Source organism: Mesorhizobium sp. LjRoot246, assembly GCF_964254115.1.
Classification (GTDB): Bacteria; Pseudomonadota; Alphaproteobacteria; order Rhizobiales; family Rhizobiaceae; genus Mesorhizobium.
Genome location: NZ_CAXUSN020000001.1, coordinates 261,841 through 280,647 on the forward strand (window position 1 = coordinate 261,841; position 18,807 = coordinate 280,647).

Below are 18,807 nucleotides of genomic sequence, written 5' to 3' on the forward strand. Positions count from 1 at the left end.
ATGTCGAAGTCCTCAATCCTTCGCCTGTCGCTTTTTCGAGAAATTGCCGCATTCGGCGCCGCCATTGCCCACATCGGCGGTCGGCGAACATGGACGGCGCTGCTCTTCCTGATCCTCGGCAGTCTGACCGAAGGCATCTCCATCCTGCTGCTCATCCCGCTGCTGCACCTGGTCGGACGCTCGGACCAGGATTTCGCGGTCAGGCTGCCGAACAATGAATATGTGCGCTGGCTGGTGCCGGACGGTACGCTGCAACTGACGACGGTGCTCTGTGCGCTGGTCGGACTCGTTGCCGTGCAGGCCGCGTTCAACCGCTTCAAGTCGGTCTACATGGCCAAACTGCTGTTCGATTTCATCAACCGCGTGCGCATGAACCTGTTCGAAAGCATCGGCAAGGCGCGCTGGGGCGTTTTTACGCGCATGCGGAGTTCCGACCTCGATCATGCCCTGACCGGCGACATCGACCGCGTCCAGGGTGCTGCCTTCTCGCTGTTGATGCTGGTGCAGATCGCCGTGCTTCTGGCCGGTTATCTCCTGATTTCCATGTTCATTTCGCCGGTCATGACGCTGTTTGCCGTCGTCATCGGCATCCTGATGTTCTTGGCGCTGCAGCCGTTCCGGACGCGAGCCACGGCCTTTGGCCGGGTGCTGACCGCCAATCGCCAGGATCAGTACCGGACCGTCTCGGAGTTTCTCGGCGGCATCAAGGTGGCCAAGAGCCTGAACGTTGAAGCCAGCTATTTCGCGCAATTGCAGTCGACGCTTGAAAAGATGAAGGCCGACAACATCGATTATGTGCGCAACAGCACGATCGGCACCGCGGTGTTCCAGGTGGCGAGCGTCGTTGGATTGAGCCTGTTCATCTATGTGGCGCTGGTCCGCTTCAACCTGTCTCTGGCCGAGATCGTCGTCCTGCTCCTGGTTTTCATGCGCATCGCACCGCGCTTCATGGACATGCAGACGCAGGCTCAACAGGTGCTGATCAATCTGCCCGCCTATACGGCGATGCGCAGCCTGCAGGCGCGGTTCGACGCCGAGCGCGAGCCGGATGACGGTGGCGTTGGGGAAGCCGGTAAGCTGTCGCTTGCCACCGGGCTCAACATCAGGGACGTTTGGTTCGGATATGGCGACGACGCTGCCAAGGCCGTGGTCGCCGGCATCACCTTCGGTCTGCCGGCCGGTAAGGTCACCGCGCTGATCGGCCCCTCCGGATCGGGCAAGAGCACAATCGCCGACATGCTGCTTGGCCTGCTCGAACCGACCGCCGGCAAAATGCTCGTCGACGGCGTCGAGATCGATGCCGGCAATCGCCGCCGTTGGCGCGATCAGGTGGCCTATGTGCCGCAGGACGTGTTCCTGCTGCATGACACGATCGCGGCGAACCTGCGCCTTGCCGCGCCGCGGGCCAGCGATGACGATCTGTGGACCGCGCTGCGCTCGGCGCATGCCGCAGAGTTCGTCGAACGGCTCGACCTCAGGCTCGAGACGGTGGTCGGCGACCGCGGCGTGCGGCTCTCGGGCGGCGAACGCCAGCGCATTGCGCTTGCACGCGCGCTGCTGCGCAAGCCGTCCCTGCTCATCCTGGACGAGGCCACCAGCGCGCTCGACTGGCAGAACCAGTCGCTGATCGCCAGGTCGATCGACGGATTGCGCGGCACGATGACGATCCTGACCATTGCACACCGGCCGTCGATGATCGCCTTCGCCGACTGGGTGGTGGCGATGGAAAACGGCCGTGTCGTCGAGGTCGGCCAGTATCAACGGCTGAAGGAAAAAACCGGCAGCCGGTTGTCGCGGATGCTGTCAGGAGAGCAGTCGGAGACCGAACCCGCCAACGTGGCGTAAGGCCGGCAAGCTTCTGGCTAGTGGAGGCTACGCCTGGCGCTGCCCAGCTTCTCGCCTTCGACCTCGGGCGCGTTCAGTTTTCGCTCGGCGTCACGAGCCATGTCGGCCGGCGTCGGCGGGCTCCTGGCGACCATGGCATAGACGAGCACGAAATAGCCGGCCTGAATGACCACGGCGCAGATGATGACGCGCAGCAGTATTGTGCCGATCGACGCGCCGCCCAGCCAGGACCAGCCGACGACGATCGCCAAAGCGAAAATCATCCCGAGGATGAATTTTGGAAGTGCCATACCCAACAGCCCATAAACCGGCTCGGGTATTTATAACGATTGCCCCACCCGAGCGCCGTCCCTTGTCATGTGGGCTTGTTAAGGTCGCCCACTTTCGGCCGGTTGCTTCCGGCCTTTTCTACCTGTCGCTACTCTGACAGGTATAATTTGCAATTCTATTAAGGCGAGCAGTAGGCGGCAAGGGCAACCGCGGATATTTTTGATTGAGCTTTTGCGATCGACTCTGCCATGGTGCAATGCACGCTACCGGATTCAAGCCGATCTCCTGTCATCCGCGATTTTCAGTAGAATGGGCAATATTAAGTAGTATTTTATGTGGTTTTTCCCAAGCATCATGGCATGATAAAGCACTAACGTGAGCCGTATTCCGGCAGATAGGTAGGCCTGCCTAAAAACCGCCCCAAAAAGGTCCTTATTTTTTCGACGCTGCCCGTTTATTGTCACAAATGTGCTAAACATACCGAAATTTGTGCATGTCTAGCTTATTATTTAGTCAATTCATGACGTGACTATTTCAACGGGGTAGGAAATTGTGTGTTGCGCTGCAACATTTTTTTGGTATCGTGCGGCGAACCATTCGTTCAACGCATGGAGTTACGGCATGAGGGACGCTGCCAAGTCGGCCACCGCGAGCTTTTCGCAGGCTGACATCGATTTTCCGCCGCCGATCGGCGGCCTGCTCAAACGCAGCTTCGATATCACCGGTTCACTGATTGGCTTGATCGCTCTCAGCCCGCTGTTTGTCATGATAGCGCTGCTCGTCAAGTTTTCCGACGGCGGATCGATTTTCTACGGCCACAGGCGAATCGGGCGCGGCGGACGGATTTTTCCTTGCCTGAAATTCCGCACCATGGTTCCGGACGGCGACAAGGTGCTGGCTGCCTATCTCGCCACCAACCCGGAGGCCAACGCCGAATGGATAGCGACGCGCAAGCTGAAGAACGACCCGCGCGTCACGCGTGTCGGAGCGGTGCTGAGGAAACTCAGCCTCGATGAGCTGCCGCAGATCATCAACATCCTGCAGGGCGACATGAGCCTTGTCGGCCCTCGTCCAGTCGTGCGCGACGAACTGGAGATTTATGGCACGTCCGCCGTCTACTACCTGAAATCCCGCCCGGGCCTGACCGGCCTGTGGCAGGTCAGCGGCCGCAACGACGTGTCCTACGACAGCCGCGTCGCCTTCGACCGCCACTATGTCGAGAACTGGTCGCTGTTCGAGGACGTTCGCATCATCATCAAGACCGTCCCGGCCGTCTGGATGTCGCGCGGCTCCTACTGACAGGCCGGGCCAGACATTGGGCCAAGCATTCGACGGCAAGCTCATCGGGCGATGGGGGCTAAAGCGGATCGGAAGGTTCAATTGAAGACAGATATGTTCGAAGCCTTTCGCGGCGGCCCGGTTTCCGGCCGGCTGCGGCGGGCGCGTTTGCTGGCCACATGCCTAGCCGTGTCGCTCGTCATCCCCCACATCGCCGCCGCCGGCGACTACCGCCTCGGATCGCAAGACAAGCTCACCATCCGCGTCGCGGAATGGCAGACCGTCGAAGGCACATTTCGTGACTGGTCGGCGGTGAATGGCGAGTACACTGTCGGCCCGTCCGGCACGCTGTCGGTGCCGTTCGTCGGCGAGCTGCCGGCGTCCGGCAAGACCACGTCCGAAGTCGCTACGGCGATCGGCGAGGCGCTGCAGAAAAAGCTCGCTTTGTCGGACAGACCGGAAGCCTCGGTAGAGATGGCGCAGTTCCGGCCATTCTACATTTCGGGCGAAGTCCAGAACCCCGGCCAATTTCCCTATGTGCCCGACCTGACCGTGCTGAAGGCGATCAGCGTCGCCGGTGGCATCAGGCGAACCGCTGATTACGGCCCTCAGCTCGGCAAGGACCTTGTCACCGCCAAAGGTAATTTCGACATCTCTGACGATCTGCGCATCCGGCTGATCGTCAAGCGTGCCCGTATCGACGCGGATATGGCCGGCAAGACGAGTTTCGACGTGCCGAAGGAGGTCGAGGGCGATCCGAGACTGCCGGCCATCGTCGCGGATGAGATGACGATCCTGACGGCCGACCAAAAGGCGCTGAAGCTGAAGCTCGAAGCGCTCAACGATCTGAAAGGGGTTTTGCAGTCCGAGATCGAATCGCTACAAAAGAAGATCGTCAACCAGCAGCAGCAGGTCGACCTGGCACAGCAGCAGCTCACCAGCATCGGCCCGCTGGCCCAAAAAGGCCTGATCGCCAACGCCCGACTGCTGGATTCGCGGCAATCCGTCGCCGACCTGCAGGGCAAGATCCTGGACTACGAAACGGCCATCCTCACCGCCAAGCAGGCGATCAGCAAAGCGACGCAGGACGCCATCGATGCCCAGAACACCTTGAGTTCAAGGCTCGCCACCGACCGGCAGCAGACCGAAGCCGACCTGAACGAGGCCGCGCTGAAGGCGAGTATGCAGAAAGGCCTGATAGCGCAGGCCAGCGATCCCGCAACGACGGCCGCTATAACAAATGATCAGCAACCTACCCTGCTCTATTCGCTGGTGCGCAACCTCGACGGCAAGACCAGCGAAATCGCCGCCAAGGAAGAAACCCCGGTGCTGCCCGGCGACGTGATCAAGGTCAAGCTGGCGCCGCTGGCCAGCCAGTAGGCCCGGCTTTCAACGGTCCGGTGCTTCGATTCTAGAGCCTCATTCCGATGAAATCGGGATGAGGCTTTTTTGCATCCTGCGGAAGCCGCTACCCCTTTCGGAATCGTGCGCCATCCCGCTAGAGCCGCATGATTTCAGGTCGAATCGACCTGAAATCTGAATCTGCCTCTAGAACAAAGAGATAGAGCATGATGTCGTCCGAAAACTGCTTCGCACTTTTCGGCATCATGCTCTAGGGATTGGTTTCCCCGTCTGAGGCACGTCCCGCTGGAGCGAGGGCCTCACCTTCAGACTTGCGAGCCGCTCATGACGGGTCGGCGACCGCCGGACGACCGGGATGCCGAGGCCAGTCAGCCTCTCTTTTCGCCGCCTCCGCCTGCGCCAGGGCCTGCGACCGCCGCGTGCGGGTAACCGGCACCCGCGCCAGCTTGAAGAAGCTGAAATACAGCAGGAAAGAACCCATGATGTAGGGATTGAGGATCTCGACCTCGACGAAAGAGCGGATCAGCAGCAGCACCATCACACCGACCAGGATCACCGAATCCGCCTGCCATGTCCGGAAGATTACCGCCGCAACGTGGCCATAGAGCGTGCGCAACATGATCAACGAGACCAGCGTCGCTCCGACGAAGCCAAGCTCGACGAGGGCTTCGATATAGGTGTTGTGGAAGTGGAATCCGGTGCGGGTGGTGATGTAGAATTCGTTCCACAGCCGCTCGGCTTCGGCGAAGCCCTGCACCCAATAGGCGGCATAGCCAACACCGAGAATTGGCGATTTCTGCACGGTGTTCCAGCCCTGCTCCCACAGATAGGTTCGCCCGGTGAGCGTCGAATCCTTGCCGAAGAAGCCGAGGACGAAGTCCATCAGTCCGAGATTCAGGGCGACGAAGGCAGTCACGACCAGCAGGCCTGCGCCAATCAGGAAGATTACGCGGCGATAGCGCCGTGACAAAAGTTTGCTCATGGCAAGAAGCGCCACCAGCGCCAGAACCGCTGGTATCGAGGCCATTGAGGTCGCCGAATGCGAGACGACCAGCACATAGGCCGATAGCAGCACGATGGGCACCGTCAGAATGAGGCTCAGCCGGCCGCGCCTGTAAAAGGCGAGGAAGACGACGCAGAAATAGATGCCGAGTGAGCCGACAAAGCCGATCTGGTTCTTGGAAGCGAAGGCGCCGACAAAGTTGACGGTGCCGTCGAGAACGTCCTCGGAATAGTTCGCGACCTTCAGCGAATAGAGAAGGACGACGAATATCCCGATCAGCGCCCCTATGGTCAACGTGCGTACGCTGACGGTGCGCGCTGCGACGTAGGCGCAGGCAATGTGGGAAAAGTACTGGACCGCCGTTCTCGCCGTGACGCCGGGCGCCTGCGACCAGACGACGGAGAAGCAGACATAAGCCGCAAACAGCAGCGGCAGCCAGGCGCTGGACAGTTGGCGCAGGAACCTCCGGTAATCGACCAGGACAAGCGGAAGCCAAACCGCGTAGTAGGCGAGGATCAGCACCTGGCCGAAAATGACGGAGTAGGAAAACGCCCAGATCGAGACGGCTACGGCAAAGGCGCCATAGACCGAATTCTTTTCTGGATCGATCAGCAGGGACTTTGGGATCTTCATCTCAGAGTCCCGCCGACACCACCCAAGGCCGGCAAGCCATGAGCCGGCCGGAATCTTCGCAAACATGGGCGTGCAATAAACGGCGTCTCCATTGTGCAGTGCAATATAACCTATCGCGCCCTGCGCTCAATGGCAAATCCGGTCACCTTGTCTTACAGCCAAGCGAACGCAGAGAGTGGCGCTACCAAAGTGCTCCGCCGGTGATTTGTATGTTTTCCATGGTGATGCCCTTGGCCAGATCGGAACACCGGAAGACCGTTAGTGCCGCGATTTCCTGCGGCTGCAGCATGCGCCGCTGTGGGTTGCCCCTAGCGATCTCGGCCATCGCCTCTTCCGCCGCGCACCCCTTGCGCCACATTGCGGCGCATCAATTCGGTTTCGACCCAGGTCGGGCTGATCATGACGCAGGTGACGCCGTGTGCTGCCCCTTCCAGCGCCACGCAGCGGGTGAGGCCGAGAAGGCCGCTTGGCAGCGCTCTACGGCTGCGTCGCCCCTGTAGGGCGTGAAGGTGGCGCGGATCACTTCACTGCTGGTCGCATAGGTTCCCGATTTCACGAGATGGTCGATGAAAGCAGCCTGCTCTGCTGGCAGGGCTGAAGGTGCGTTTTTCGGTGGCGGACATATTCCTCTTGCGGAACCGCGCCGTCCCGGCTTAGTCTCGGCATTGCCACGAAAAATGAAATTTAATTCCATTTGCGTGCGAGCCCTTCTAGCCAGCGTCGTGCCAAGGAAAATAAACCGCCCAATCGACTGCGAAAATATTTGATATATCATCTACCAGAACGGAAATAGCTGACATGGTCCAGCAGACATCGATCCAGCCATCGGCGCCCTGGCTACGGCTAGAGGTCGACGATTCGGACTGGAACGACGCAGAGGTTTCGAGCCTGGTGCGCTGGTATCACCAGATGCTGCTCATCCGCCGTTTCGAGGAAAAGGTGCTCGATCTCGCCAATGCCGGGCTGGTGCATGGTCCGGCGCATGCCAGCATCGGCCAGGAGGCGACGGCGGTCGGCGCGATGTCCGTGCTCGGCACCGGCGACCGCATCAATGGCACCCATCGCGCCCATCACCAGGTGCTGGCCAAGCTGGTCAACGCGCAGACGCCCGGCGGTTTCGACCCGCTGCGCGACGCTTTCAACCCGGGCATGCAGGGATCGGTGCGCGGCCTGATGGCCGAGGTCATGGGCCTCAATGCCGGCTATTGCGGCGGCCATGGCGGCTCGATGCATATGCGCGACGATGCTTCCGGCATACCCGGCACCAGCGCCATCATTGGCGGCAACCTGCCGCATGCGGCCGGCTACGCGCTGGCCGACAAGCTGCTCGGCACCGGCAATATTTCGGTCGCCTTCTTCGGCGACGGCACGATGATGGCGGGGCCGGCGTATGAAGCGATGAACATCGCCGCGCTCTACCGGCTGCCGGTGATCTTCTTCGCCGAAAATAATCTTTACGCCGTCTCGACGCACATCAATGAGCAGACGCGCGAGACGCGGCTGGCCTCGCGTGGGCCTATGCTTGGCTTTCGTGGCATCGAATGCGACGGAATGGATGTGGTGGCGGTCCATCATGCCATGCGCGAAGCGCGCCGGACGATCGAGGAAGATGGCGGCCCGGTGCTGGTCGAGGCGCTTTGCTACCGCTTCCTGCACCAGAGTGGCGCCCGCCCGGGCAGCGAGTTCGGCTACCGCACGCGCGCCGAAGAGGATGTCTGGAAAGCGCGTGATCCGCTGGCCACGATGGCGGCACGCCTGAAGACGATGGGCATTCTCAAGGATTCCGATCTCGACACGCTCGACGAACGGGTCATGGAGGTCATCAACACCGCTGCCGATTCCCTGACCGAGATGAGCGGCAACGCGCTGCGCATTCCCGACCATCTGTGGCCGCACCCAGACGATGTCGACAATCAGATCCGCGGCGATCTTTCTGAACTCAAGGACGAGCGTTTCCTCGAGATCGAGGACGTGCCGCCGGCCGGGACCAAGCCGGTCAAATTCATGGTTGCCGCCTCCGAGGTGATTGCACGCGCCATGGAAAGGGATGCGCGTATCATCATCATGGGCGAGGATGTGCACCGGCTGCGCGGCGGCGTTTCGGGCGCTACAAAGGGTGCGCTGGAACGCTGGCCGGAGCGCGTGCTGGCGATGCCGATCGCCGAGAATGGTTTTGTCGGCGTGGCGCTGGGTGCAGCGCTTTGCGGCTTGCGGCCGATCGTCGAGATCATGTTCGGCGACTTCTGCCTGGTTGCGGCCGACCAGTTGTTCAACGCGGTCAGCAAGGTGCGCCACATGTTCGGCGGCGGCTTTCCGGTGCCGATCGTGGTCAGGGTGCGCGTCTCGCCGCACACCGGCTACGGCTCGCAGCATTCGGGCGATCCTTCCGGCCTGTTCGCCCTGTTTCCCGGCTGGCGCATCGTCGCGCCAACGACGCCCTTCGACTATATCGGACTGATGAATTCCGCCTTGAAATGCGACGACCCGGTCGTCGTCATCGAGCATGTCGAACTGTTCCCCAGCGAAGGGCCTGTTCCGACCGATGACCGCGACTATTGCGTGCGGCTCGGCAAGGCGAAGATCGTCAGGCCGGGCCGCGCCTGCACCTTGCTTGCCAGCGCCAGCATGGTTGCCGTCGCCAACCAGGTGGTCGAGGAGACCGGCGTCGATGCCGAGATCATCGACCTGCGCAGCCTCGATCCGACCGGGCTCGACTGGCCGCTGGTGGAAGCCTCGATCCGCAAGACCAACCGGGTGGCCGTCGTCGAACAGGTGCAGCGTGGGCTGTCGCTTGGCGGACGACTGACACAAGAGATTCAGGATCGCGTGTTCGATTATCTCGATCACGAGATCCTGCATGTGACGGGAAGCCTCTCGGCTCCCGTCGTATCGGCCCCGCTCAACCGCGCCGCACTGGGCGGCGCTGAAAAGCTCAAGGCCGCGCTTCAATCCCTCGCTGCCGTGGGTGGATAGAGCGAACGCATTGCCACAAAGATCCGACAAGAAAATGGGAGAATGAAATGAACATGACGATCCTACCAAGAGCCAAGACCAGAGCAACGATGCTGGCGGCCGCGCTGCTGGCCACCAGCGCCTTCTGGGCGCCGGCCACGTTCGCGCAGGACAGCAAGCCGCTGGTCATCGCGCGCAACATCGACCTCAACTCGCTCGATCCGCACCGCGCTTTCTGCGACACCTGCCAGATCTACAATTCCAGCGTCTATGAATCGCTGCTGACGCTCGACAAGGACAACAAGCTGATCCCGCTGCTTGCCTCGAAGTGGGAAGGCAATGCCGACCAGACCAGCTTCACCTTCACGCTCGACCCGGCCGCCAAATTCTCGGACGGTTCGCCGGTCGAAGCCAAGGACGTGAAATGGTCCTGGGAGCGGCTGAAGAACCTCAAGGGCAGCGCCTCGTTCCTGATGGACAATGTCGCCTCGATCGAGACGCCGGACGCGCATACGGTCGTCGTCAAGATGGTCGCGCCGAGCTCCGAATTCCTCAACATCGCGGCGGCGCCCTACGCAGCGGTCGTCAACAGCAAGGTCGCTTCCGAAGCCGGCGCCAAGGCCGATGCGGACGCCTCGACGACAGACAATGCCGAGGCCTGGTTCCTGGCGCATTCGGCGGGCAGCGCGCCGTTCGTGCTGAAATCCTATGAGCCCAATTCGGAACTGCGGCTGGCGCGCAACGACAAGTACTGGCGCACGGCGCCGGCGCTGAGCGAAGTCGTCATCCGCCAGACAAAGGATGCGGTGGCGCAGGCGCAGATGCTGCAGAGCGGCACCGCCGACATCGCCATGCAGATCGACCCAGACACAGCCAAGACGATGACCGGCAGCGACGTGAAGATCGAGACCGTGCCGTCCTACAACTTCATCTATGTGGCGCTGTCGCCGGGCGCCAAAGCCAACAAGGTTCCGCTGACGCCCGAGGTGCGCGAGGCCATCTCGCTCGGCCTCGACCGTCCTGGTATCCTCGATTTCACCATCGGCGCGGAGGGCCAGCTGATCAGCGCGCCGATCCCGCTCGGCTTCCCCGGCGGTTCGGGCTTCGAGGCGCAGCCTTATGACGTTGCCAAGGCAAAGGAGCTTCTGGCCAAGGCCGGCCATGCCGACGGCTTCGAGATGGAAGCGGCATTCCCGGGCATGAACGTCTACGGCGTGGATCTCTCGCTCTTGATGCAGAAGGTTCAGCAGGATCTGGCCAAGATCAACATCAAGCTCGATTTGCAGCCGATCCCCTTCGCCAACTGGCGCGAGCGCGTCAATGGCGACGGCATCCCGATGACGGCGGTGTTCTACGCGCCGGACTATTATGGCACATCGCAATATGTCGACTATTTCGCCATGACCAAGGGCAGCCCGTGGTCGCGCCGCGCCGGCGCGGAGCGCGACCCGTCGGTGCTCAATCCGAAAGAGGCGGATATCTACAAGGCAGCCCTTGCGGCAAGCGGCGACGAGGCCGCCAAGCTGTGGCACCAGGCCGGCGAGGAAATGATCAAGGACAGGATCATCCTGCCGTTGATCAGCCCGAACCTGATCCTGGCCTACAAGTCGGACGTCAAGGGCGTGCGCTACAGCGCCTGCTGCAACCTGCCGCTGGCGGAACTCAGCCACTGAGCTGGAGATACCAGGGAGGCGGACAGCCGCCTCCCCTGTTCTCCACCGTGGAAGACCAGCAGATCCTGTCCTTTCAGTAAATCTAATATATGATATATCAATAAGCGGAGATTTCGCGATGCCTTCCCTGATCAACTCCAAGGACCAGTTGCTGCGCGAGCGTGCGGCCTCGGTCATTCCGGGCGGTATGTGGGGACACATGGCGACGCGCTATCTCGGCTCCGCCTATCCGCAGTTCTTCGAGCGCGCCGACGGCTGCCGGGTCTGGGACGTCGACGGGCGCGAATACATCGATCTGATGTGCAGCTGGGGTCCCAACATCCTCGGCCATCATCATCGGGCGGTCGAGGCGGCGGCCGAGCGGCAGCGTCGCCTCGGCGATGCGATGAACGGCCCCGGCGAGGTGCTGGTCGAGCTGGCCGAGCTGTTGGTCAAAACGGTTGCGCATGCCGATTGGGCGATGCTGCAGAAGAACGGCACCGACGCCACCACGGCCTGCGTGACGATCGCGCGTGCCGGCACCGGCAGGCGCAAGGTGCTGGTCGCGCGCGGCTCCTATCACGGCGCCGTGCCGTGGTGCACGCCTTCGCTCGCCGGCGTCACCTCAGAGGACCGCGCCCATCTGATCCATTTCGACTACAATGATGTTGCCAGCCTTGAGGCAGCCGTCGAGCAGGCTGGCAACGATCTTGCCGCTGTCATCGTCACCGCCTTCCGCCACGACATCGCCCGCGACCAGGAACTGCCGACCGCCGCCTTTGCCAGAAGGGCGCGCGAGCTCACCACGGCCGCCGACGCGGCACTGATCGTCGACGATGTCAGGGCCGGGTTCCGCATCGACCTCGCCGGCAGTTGGGAGCCGCTCGGCGTGCGGCCGGACCTGTCCGCCTTCTCGAAGGCGATCGCCAATGGCTACCCGCTTGCCGCGATCACGGGTACCGACCGGTTCCGCGAAGCCGCAACCAAGGTCTATGTGACGGGTTCGTTCTGGTATGGCGCCGTCGCCATGGCCGCCGCGATCGCCACCATCAACACGCTGCGCGATACCGATGCGATTGCCCGGATGACTGCGGCGGGCGACAGGCTGCGCTCAGGCCTCGATGCGGCAGCGAAGAAGCATGGCCTGTCACTGCGCCAGACCGGCCCGGTGTCGATGCCAATGGTGCTGTTCGACGACGATGCCGAATTTAAGCTGGCCAATGCCTTCTGCTCGGCCGCCTTGCGCGAAGGTGCCTATTTCCACCCCCGGCACAACATGTTCCTGAGTGCCGCGCATACCGCAAAAGACATAGATCTTGCCCTGCAGGCTGCCGATGCCGGTATGGCCGCCGCGGCGCAGGTGGCGTGAACCGGCGCCGATGCGGCGTAGAAGAAAAGATCGCTCAGCCGGCGGCCGAGACCAGGCGCCCGTTCTGCGCCGCTCGGCGCAGTTCCTCGGGCGTCACCGCGCCGTCGTTCAGCCGTTCGAGAACCTTGACCAGCAAGCGGCCGCCTTCGATCATGTCCTGCTGAATGCCCTTGCGAACGCCGTTCTCGTCGCGTGCACGCAGCGCGTCGAGAATATCGAGGTGCCGGTGGCGGCCATCATAGGTCGGCCTCGCGTGTGGGTATTGATAGTTCACCAGCGGCCCGTTGCGCAGCCAGATGCCCTCGATGATCGCCAGCAGTTCCGGCATGCCGGCCGCCTGATAAATCGAATGGTGGAATTCCCAATTGTCGCGGACAGCTTCGAACCAGTGGCCATCGTCCTCATTGGCGATCAGCTTTTCATGCACCGCCGCCAGACGGTCGATCTCGCGCGGCTCGATGCGCGTCGTTGCCGCCGCACCCGCCATGCCTTCGAGATGCAGACGGATGCTGCGCAGTTCGAGATACTGGGCCAGCGAAAGCTGAGCGACGGTGATCGAGCGGCCGGCCTCCATCTCCAAGCCCTTTTCGCGGACCAGCTGCATCAGCGCCTCGCGCACCGGCGTTTCGGAGACCTGAAGGCTGGCGGCGAGATCGCGGATCTTGAAGCGGTGGCCCGGCCAGAAACGGCCTTCCATCATAGCGCGGCGGAGCTCCTCGTAGACGCGCGTCGTCAGATTGTCGCGCGCGATCGGCGCGATAGAAGCAGTCACATCCGCTCTCCGTTTCTAAAGTCCCGCATGCCGCATCCGCATCAGCCGCGCCGTGTATATGATACCACAGGCAAAGTGACCATCGACATGAGACAAGTAGACAAGAAACGGGCCACATGACCGCGTCGCCTTCGCTCCTGTTCGGCGCCATAGCCGACGATCTGACCGGCGGCACCGAACTGGCGTCGATGCTGGTGGCGCGCGGCATTCCAACGGGATGTACGGTCGGACTGAACGCGCCGATCCCATCAGGCAATCTTGCCCATGTGATCCTGCTGAAGACCCGCGTCATCGCGGCCAGCGATGCGGTGCGCCAGGTGCTGGAGGCCGCGGACCGGCTGGTCGAGGCAGGCGCACGGCAGATCTTCTTCAAATACTGCGCCACCTTCGATTCCACACCCGCCGGCAATATCGGCCCTTGCGCCGAGGCGCTGCTCGACAGGCTTGGCGGCGGCGTGACGCTGTTCACCCCGGCGCTCTGTGAAACCGGTCGCACCGTCTATCAGGGGCATATGTTCGGCGGCGCCCAGTTGCTGGGTGAATCGCCCAAGCGTTTCGATCCGCTGACGCCGATGACCGATTCCAATCTGGTTCGCGTGCTGCAGGCGCAGAGCAAGGGCAAGGGCAAGGTCGGATTGGTGCCCTATCTCATTGTCGATGCCGGTGCTGAAGCCATCCGCAGCGCCATACGAGAGCACTGCGCGCGCGGCGAGACGCTGCTGGTCACAGACACGATCCGCGAGCGTGACCTGGCGGCGATCGCGGAAGCGACCTTCGACCTGCCGCTGATGACCGGTAATTCCTCGGTTGCGGCGCATCTGCCGCAGGCTTGGCTGGCGCATGGGCTGGTGAAGGAAGACGACCTCGTTGCCGCCAGCCTGCCGGCCGTCGAAGGGCCGGCAGCGGTACTGGCCGGCAGTGTCGCCGATCGCACCATCGAACAGCTCGAACGCTTCGCTGAGAATAACCCGCTGCTGACGATCGATTTGGCCAGCGCCTTCGCCGGCGCCGATGTCATGGCCGAGGCGCGCGCCTTTGCCGAGCGCCATCTGCCAGACACAGTGATCGCCATCGCCACCACGGCCTCGCAAGAGACGGTCGAGGCGCTGCAGCAGGCGCACGGCCGCGACGCGGTGGCGGCAAAGGCAGAAGAACTCCTGGCCGGGATTGCACAGATTCTGGTGCGCGATCTCGGTGTGCGGCGGCTCGTTGTCGCCGGCGGCGAGACCGCCGGTTCGGTGGTCAAGGCGCTCGACATCGACCGCATCGCCATGGGCGCCTATGAAGGCCCCGGCCTGTCGCGTGCCATCGCCTACCTCCCCGGTCAGCCCTCCCCACTGGCGCTGATGCTGAAGTCGGGAAAGCTCGGCGGCCCTGATATTTTCGCCGACGTCCTGCAAGATATGACACGGCCGAGCACTATTGCGCCGGCAATCGACACATGGCCCCCGGCAAAGGCCACGACAGGGAAAGCATCGTGATGAATACCGAGACCGCACGCGCCAGTTTGATCGCCGCGACGCAGACGCTGGACGCGAGCGGGATGAATGTCGGCACCACCGGCAACATCAGCGTGCGCACGACAAGCGGCATGCTGATCACGCCGACGGGAGTAGCTACACGCGCCCTGCGGCCAGAGCAGATGGTGCCGATGCAACTCGATGGCAGCTGGGAGGGCGCATTCCGGCCGTCGAGCGAATGGGAAATGCACGCCGAAATCTACAAGGCCTTCTCCGAAGCAGGCGCCGTGGTGCATGCCCATCCCGATCATTGCGTGGCGCTGTCCTGCCTGCGCGAAGGACTGCCGCTGTTCCACTACATGGTGGCGGGCTTCGGCGGCGACGATGTGCGCTGCTCGGACTACGCGCTGTTCGCGTCAAGCGAACTGGCCAGGGTTGCCGTGGCGGCGCTGAAGGATCGCACGGCCTGCCTCCTCGCCAATCATGGCATGATCGCCTTCGGCGGCGATCTCGACACGGCGCTCATCCGAACCATCAAGCTGGAAACCCTGGCGCGGCAGTATCTTTTGGCGCGCAGCGCCGGCACGCCGGTTCTGATCGAGGACACTGAGCTCGCCGCCATTCGCGGGCGCTACAAGAATTACGGCCAGCAGAAATAACCGGCCGAGCAATTTCAGGAAAAGTGTGAAACGGTTTTCCCAGGAAAAACGCACAGCGCTTTCCCTTGGGAATTGCGCCAAAACAAGGAACGGCTCTTCGCGCTTTTGAAGCGAAGAACCAGCACGTTCTTGTACAGGCTCCGTGGAAGATCAGGCGGGAACGGGCTCGGTGGCCGGCGCATAGACGCCTATGGCGCCGGTGCCGATCAGCTGGCCGATGGTCTCGGTGCTGTAGCCTAGAACGCCAGCCAGCACGGCAGCTGTGTCCTGGCCGAGCATCGGCGGTGCGGTGAAGTCGGCCGTCAGTTGTGCGGCCAGACCTTGCGCCGGGCGCACCATGCTGACAGTGCCAAGATGCGGATGCGGCAGGGTGTGGACGAGGCCGCGCTCGCGCACATTGGGGCTGTCGAAGACTTCCGGTATCGACTTCACAGTGCCGGCCGGCACGCTGGCCGCGGCGCAGGCGGCCATCCAGTGATCGCGCGTCCGCGTCTTGAAGACCGCGGCAAGCTGCGGGAGCAGCGCCTCGCGGTTGGTGGCGCGCGCCCCTGCCTTGATGAAACGCGCGTCGCTGGCCAGATGCGGTAAGTGAACGACTTGCTCGCATAGCGCAGCGAACTGGCGGTCATTGCCGACGGCCAGTGCGAAGCCGCCATCGGCGGCCTCGAATATCTGATAGGGAACAACCGTCGGATGCGCATTGCCGTAGCGGGCGACCTCGCGGCCGGTGTTGAGGTAACCGCTACCGACATTGATCAGCAGGCTGAGCGCGCAGTCGATCAGCGACAGGTCGAGGAACTGTCCCTGGCCCGTCGTCGCGCGTTCAAAAAGCGCTGCCAGGATCGACTGCGTGGCGACCATGCCGCAGACGATATCGGTGATGGCGACGCCGACACGCATCGGTTCGCCATTGCTCTCGCCGGTGATGGCCATCAGGCCGCTTTCGGCCTGCATGACGAAATCGTAGCCTGGCCGTCCGGCATCGGGGCCGGTCTGGCCGTAGCCGGAGATCGAACAGTAGATCAGGCGCGGGTTGGATGCGCTCAGCTCTTTGAAGCCAACGCCAAGGCGGTCGGCGGTGCCGGAGCGGAAATTCTCGACGACGATGTCGGCCTTCGCCGCCAGCTCGCGCACGATCGCCAAGCCCTCGGGGCTCTTCATGTCGAGTGCGATGCTCTGCTTGCCGCGATTGGCGCAGAGATAATAGGTCGAGACACCCTTGTAGCTCGGTACCGACCATGCCCTGGTGTCGTCGCCTCCATCGATGTTCTCGATCTTCCAGACTTCTGCGCCGAGGTCGGCCAGGCTCATCGTCGCCCACGGCCCGGCCAGCACACGCGAGAGATCGAGAACCTTGATGCCTTCGAGCGGCAAGCGCGTGGGTCCTGCCGCGCCGGCATCTTCGGAATGGTCCTCAGTCACGATCAAAATTCCTTCGCGGTGGATTCGGCAGGCTTGTCAGACAGCCTTGAAAGTGTTGACCGGCTCCGGGAAATGACAGGCGACCCGATGCGAACCGCCAGCGGGATCGAGCGGCGGTTCGACGGCAGCGCAGATCGCCTGCGCCTTGAAGCAGCGCGTGCGAAAGCGGCAGCCGGATGGCGGGTTGAGCGGGCTCGGCACATCGCCGGTCAGCACGATGCGCTCGCGCTTGCGCTCCTTCTCGGGATTGGCGAGCGGCACCGCCGACAGCAGCGCCTGGGTGTAGGGATGCAGTGCCCGGGAATAGAGCTCGGCCGCCGGCGCGATCTCGACGATCTTGCCGAGATACATCACCGCGACCTGATGCGAGATGTGACGCACGACGGACAGATCATGGGCGATGAACAGATAGGATGCACCGAAGGACTGTTGGATATCCTTGAGCAAATTGAGCACGCCGGCCTGCACCGAGACGTCGAGTGCCGACACCGGCTCGTCGAGGATCACCACTTGCGGGTTCAGCGCAAGCGCGCGGGCGATAACCACACGCTGGCGCTGGCCGCCGGACAGTTCGTGCGGATAGCGCTTGCCATGCTCGGGATTGAGCCTGACGAGTTCGAGCAATTCGGCGACCCGTGCGCGGCGGTCGGCCGCCGACATGTCGCTCATGCGCAGCGGCTCGGCGATGTTGTCGGCAATGCGCATGCGCGGATGCAGCGACCCGTAGGGGTCCTGGAAGACGAGCTGGATGTAGCGCCGCATCAGGCGCATGTCTTCGTGATTGAGCGCGAGCAGGTTCTGGCCACGGAACCAGCTTTCGCCGCTGGTCGGCTCGATCAGCCGCATCAGGCAGCGCCCGAGGGTCGACTTGCCGCAACCGGATTCGCCGACCAACCCCAGGGTCTCGCCGGGTGCTACGTCGAATGAAACATCGGCGACCGCACGGACATGGGCAACAGCACGGTCGAAGACGAGGCCGCCGCGAACCGGAAAATCCTTGACGAGATGGCGTACCGAAAGCGCTGCCGGCTTGGTTTCGACTTGAATTTGCTCCGCTACGCTCATGGGGCCACGCTTCCGCTGTCCAGACTTGCCGCCGCCAACGCGGCGCTGTGGAAGGGCGGCAAGGTCGTCGCGAAATGGCAGGCCGAGAAGCGGCCGCCAATGTCATGCAGCGGCGGATCCTCGGTCCGGCAGCGCGCCTCTGAGTAGATGCAGCGCGGATGGAAGGCGCAGCCGCCTGGCAAGCGGCCAAGTGCCGGCGGCGAACCATCGATCGAGAACAGCCGCTCGCGGCTTTCTGCGAGGTTGGGGATCGAGGCGATGAGGCCGCGCGTGTAGGGATGGCGCGGGTCGGCGAACAGCTCGGACACGCCAGCTTGTTCGACGACACGGCCGGAATAGACGACCGCGACACGGTCGGCATGGCCGGCGACGACGCCTAAGTCATGGGTGATCAGCACTAGGCCCAGGCCGAGCCGTTCCTGCAGCGAGCGCAACACCGAAAGGATCTGCGCCTGTACCGTGACGTCGAGCGCCGTGGTCGGCTCGTCGGCGATCAACAGATCGGGATCGTTGGCGACTGCCATGGCGATGACCGCGCGTTGGCGCATGCCGCCGGAGAATTCGTGCGGATACTGATTGACCCGGCGTTCGGGCTGCGGGATCGCCACCAGATGGAGCAATTCCACCGCACGGGCCATGGCCTGCTTGCGGGTGACGCGCTGATGCAGCCTGACCGCTTCGGCGATCTGGGCGCCGACGGTCATCACCGGGTTCAGCGAGGACAGCGGGTCCTGAAAAATCATGGCGATGCGCGCGCCCCTGATCTTGCGCATCTCGCGCGCCGATTTGCCGACCAGTTCGTCGCCGTTGAACCGAACCGAACCAGTGACCACCGCGTTCTTTGACGTGAGGCCGAGCGCGGCAAGCATGCCGACGGATTTGCCTGAGCCGGACTCGCCGACAATGCCGACCACCTCGCCCTTGGCGACGTCGAGGTCGATGCCGCGCACCGCTTCGAACTGATCGCCCGCCCGCCGGAACCCGACCCGCAGGCCGCGTATGGACAGCAGCGGCTTGCGCTCGCTTGCCTTATCGATTGCGCCGGAGCGTGCTGAAGATGCCTGT

General features: G+C 62.9%; 14 protein-coding genes and 1 pseudogene. 8 read left to right on the forward strand and 7 right to left on the reverse strand.

Annotated elements, in window-relative coordinates:
* The gene (locus ACSQ3L_RS01210; RefSeq protein ID WP_436158280.1) at positions 1-1,845 is read left to right on the forward strand and encodes an ABC transporter ATP-binding protein; all 1,845 of its coding nucleotides are present in this window, start codon (positions 1-3) and stop codon (positions 1,843-1,845) included.
* Between the two features lie 17 nt (positions 1,846-1,862).
* Here ACSQ3L_RS01210 and ACSQ3L_RS01215 read toward each other — a convergent pair whose 3' ends face one another.
* Positions 1,863-2,135 (reverse strand): exopolysaccharide production repressor exox, encoded by a 273-nt coding sequence (locus ACSQ3L_RS01215; protein ID WP_436158281.1) that lies wholly within the window; start codon positions 2,133-2,135, stop codon positions 1,863-1,865.
* 601 nt (positions 2,136-2,736) lie between these two features.
* Here ACSQ3L_RS01215 and ACSQ3L_RS01220 point away from each other — a divergent pair.
* Positions 2,737-3,414 carry a sugar transferase gene (locus tag ACSQ3L_RS01220; RefSeq protein WP_436158282.1) on the forward strand — a complete coding sequence of 226 codons (678 nt, stop codon included), beginning with the start codon at positions 2,737-2,739 and terminating at the stop codon, positions 3,412-3,414.
* Positions 3,415-3,507: 93 nt separating this feature from the next.
* On the forward strand, positions 3,508-4,773 hold the full coding sequence (locus tag ACSQ3L_RS01225) for a polysaccharide biosynthesis/export family protein (RefSeq protein ID WP_436158283.1): 1,266 nt from the start codon (positions 3,508-3,510) through the stop codon (positions 4,771-4,773).
* Positions 4,774-5,077: 304 nt separating this feature from the next.
* Here ACSQ3L_RS01225 and ACSQ3L_RS01230 read toward each other — a convergent pair whose 3' ends face one another.
* Both ACSQ3L_RS01230 and ACSQ3L_RS01235 read right to left on the reverse strand, forming a co-directional pair.
* Positions 5,078-6,391, reverse strand: coding sequence for an O-antigen ligase family protein (locus ACSQ3L_RS01230; protein ID WP_436158284.1), 1,314 nt, complete (start codon positions 6,389-6,391; stop codon positions 5,078-5,080).
* A gap of 181 nt (positions 6,392-6,572) precedes the next feature.
* A pseudogene (locus tag ACSQ3L_RS01235) lies at positions 6,573-6,867 on the reverse strand (SDR family oxidoreductase); the annotation flags it as partial.
* 322 nt (positions 6,868-7,189) lie between these two features.
* Here ACSQ3L_RS01235 and ACSQ3L_RS01240 point away from each other — a divergent pair.
* The 3 genes from ACSQ3L_RS01240 (at position 7,190) to ACSQ3L_RS01250 (ending at position 12,364) form a co-directional block, all read left to right on the forward strand.
* Complete coding sequence (locus ACSQ3L_RS01240) at positions 7,190-9,364, forward strand: dehydrogenase E1 component subunit alpha/beta (protein WP_436158285.1); 2,175 nt, start codon at positions 7,190-7,192, stop codon at positions 9,362-9,364.
* 89 nt (positions 9,365-9,453) lie between these two features.
* A complete protein-coding gene (locus ACSQ3L_RS01245) occupies positions 9,454-11,016 on the forward strand; it encodes an ABC transporter substrate-binding protein (RefSeq protein WP_436163355.1) in 1,563 nt (520 codons plus the stop codon).
* A gap of 118 nt (positions 11,017-11,134) precedes the next feature.
* Entirely contained in the window at positions 11,135-12,364 is a 1,230-nt protein-coding gene (locus tag ACSQ3L_RS01250; protein ID WP_436158286.1) for an aminotransferase class III-fold pyridoxal phosphate-dependent enzyme, read from the forward strand.
* 34 nt (positions 12,365-12,398) lie between these two features.
* Here ACSQ3L_RS01250 and ACSQ3L_RS01255 read toward each other — a convergent pair whose 3' ends face one another.
* On the reverse strand, positions 12,399-13,136 hold the full coding sequence (locus ACSQ3L_RS01255) for a GntR family transcriptional regulator (RefSeq protein WP_436158287.1): 738 nt from the start codon (positions 13,134-13,136) through the stop codon (positions 12,399-12,401).
* A 116-nt stretch (positions 13,137-13,252) separates the two neighbouring features.
* On the opposite strand from ACSQ3L_RS01255, the gene otnK reads away from it, so the two are divergent.
* Both otnK and ACSQ3L_RS01265 read left to right on the forward strand, forming a co-directional pair.
* On the forward strand, positions 13,253-14,617 hold the full coding sequence (gene otnK, locus ACSQ3L_RS01260) for a 3-oxo-tetronate kinase (RefSeq protein WP_436158288.1): 1,365 nt from the start codon (positions 13,253-13,255) through the stop codon (positions 14,615-14,617).
* Entirely contained in the window at positions 14,617-15,255 is a 639-nt protein-coding gene (locus ACSQ3L_RS01265; RefSeq protein WP_436163356.1) for a class II aldolase/adducin family protein, read from the forward strand. The genes otnK and ACSQ3L_RS01265 overlap by 1 nt, the downstream gene beginning before the upstream one ends.
* A 150-nt stretch (positions 15,256-15,405) precedes the next feature.
* Here the strand turns inward: ACSQ3L_RS01265 and ACSQ3L_RS01270 are convergent, their stop codons facing one another.
* From ACSQ3L_RS01270 to ACSQ3L_RS01280, 3 genes are read right to left on the reverse strand one after another with little or no spacing between them, the layout of a single operon-like run.
* Positions 15,406-16,677: a CaiB/BaiF CoA transferase family protein gene (locus ACSQ3L_RS01270; RefSeq protein WP_436158289.1), complete on the reverse strand. Its 1,272-nt coding sequence runs from the start codon at positions 16,675-16,677 to the stop codon at positions 15,406-15,408.
* A gap of 36 nt (positions 16,678-16,713) precedes the next feature.
* Positions 16,714-17,724: an ABC transporter ATP-binding protein gene (locus ACSQ3L_RS01275; protein ID WP_436163357.1), complete on the reverse strand. Its 1,011-nt coding sequence runs from the start codon at positions 17,722-17,724 to the stop codon at positions 16,714-16,716.
* A gap of 14 nt (positions 17,725-17,738) precedes the next feature.
* Complete coding sequence (locus ACSQ3L_RS01280; protein WP_436163358.1) at positions 17,739-18,779, reverse strand: ABC transporter ATP-binding protein; 1,041 nt, start codon at positions 18,777-18,779, stop codon at positions 17,739-17,741.
* Positions 18,780-18,807: the final 28 nt, after the last annotated feature.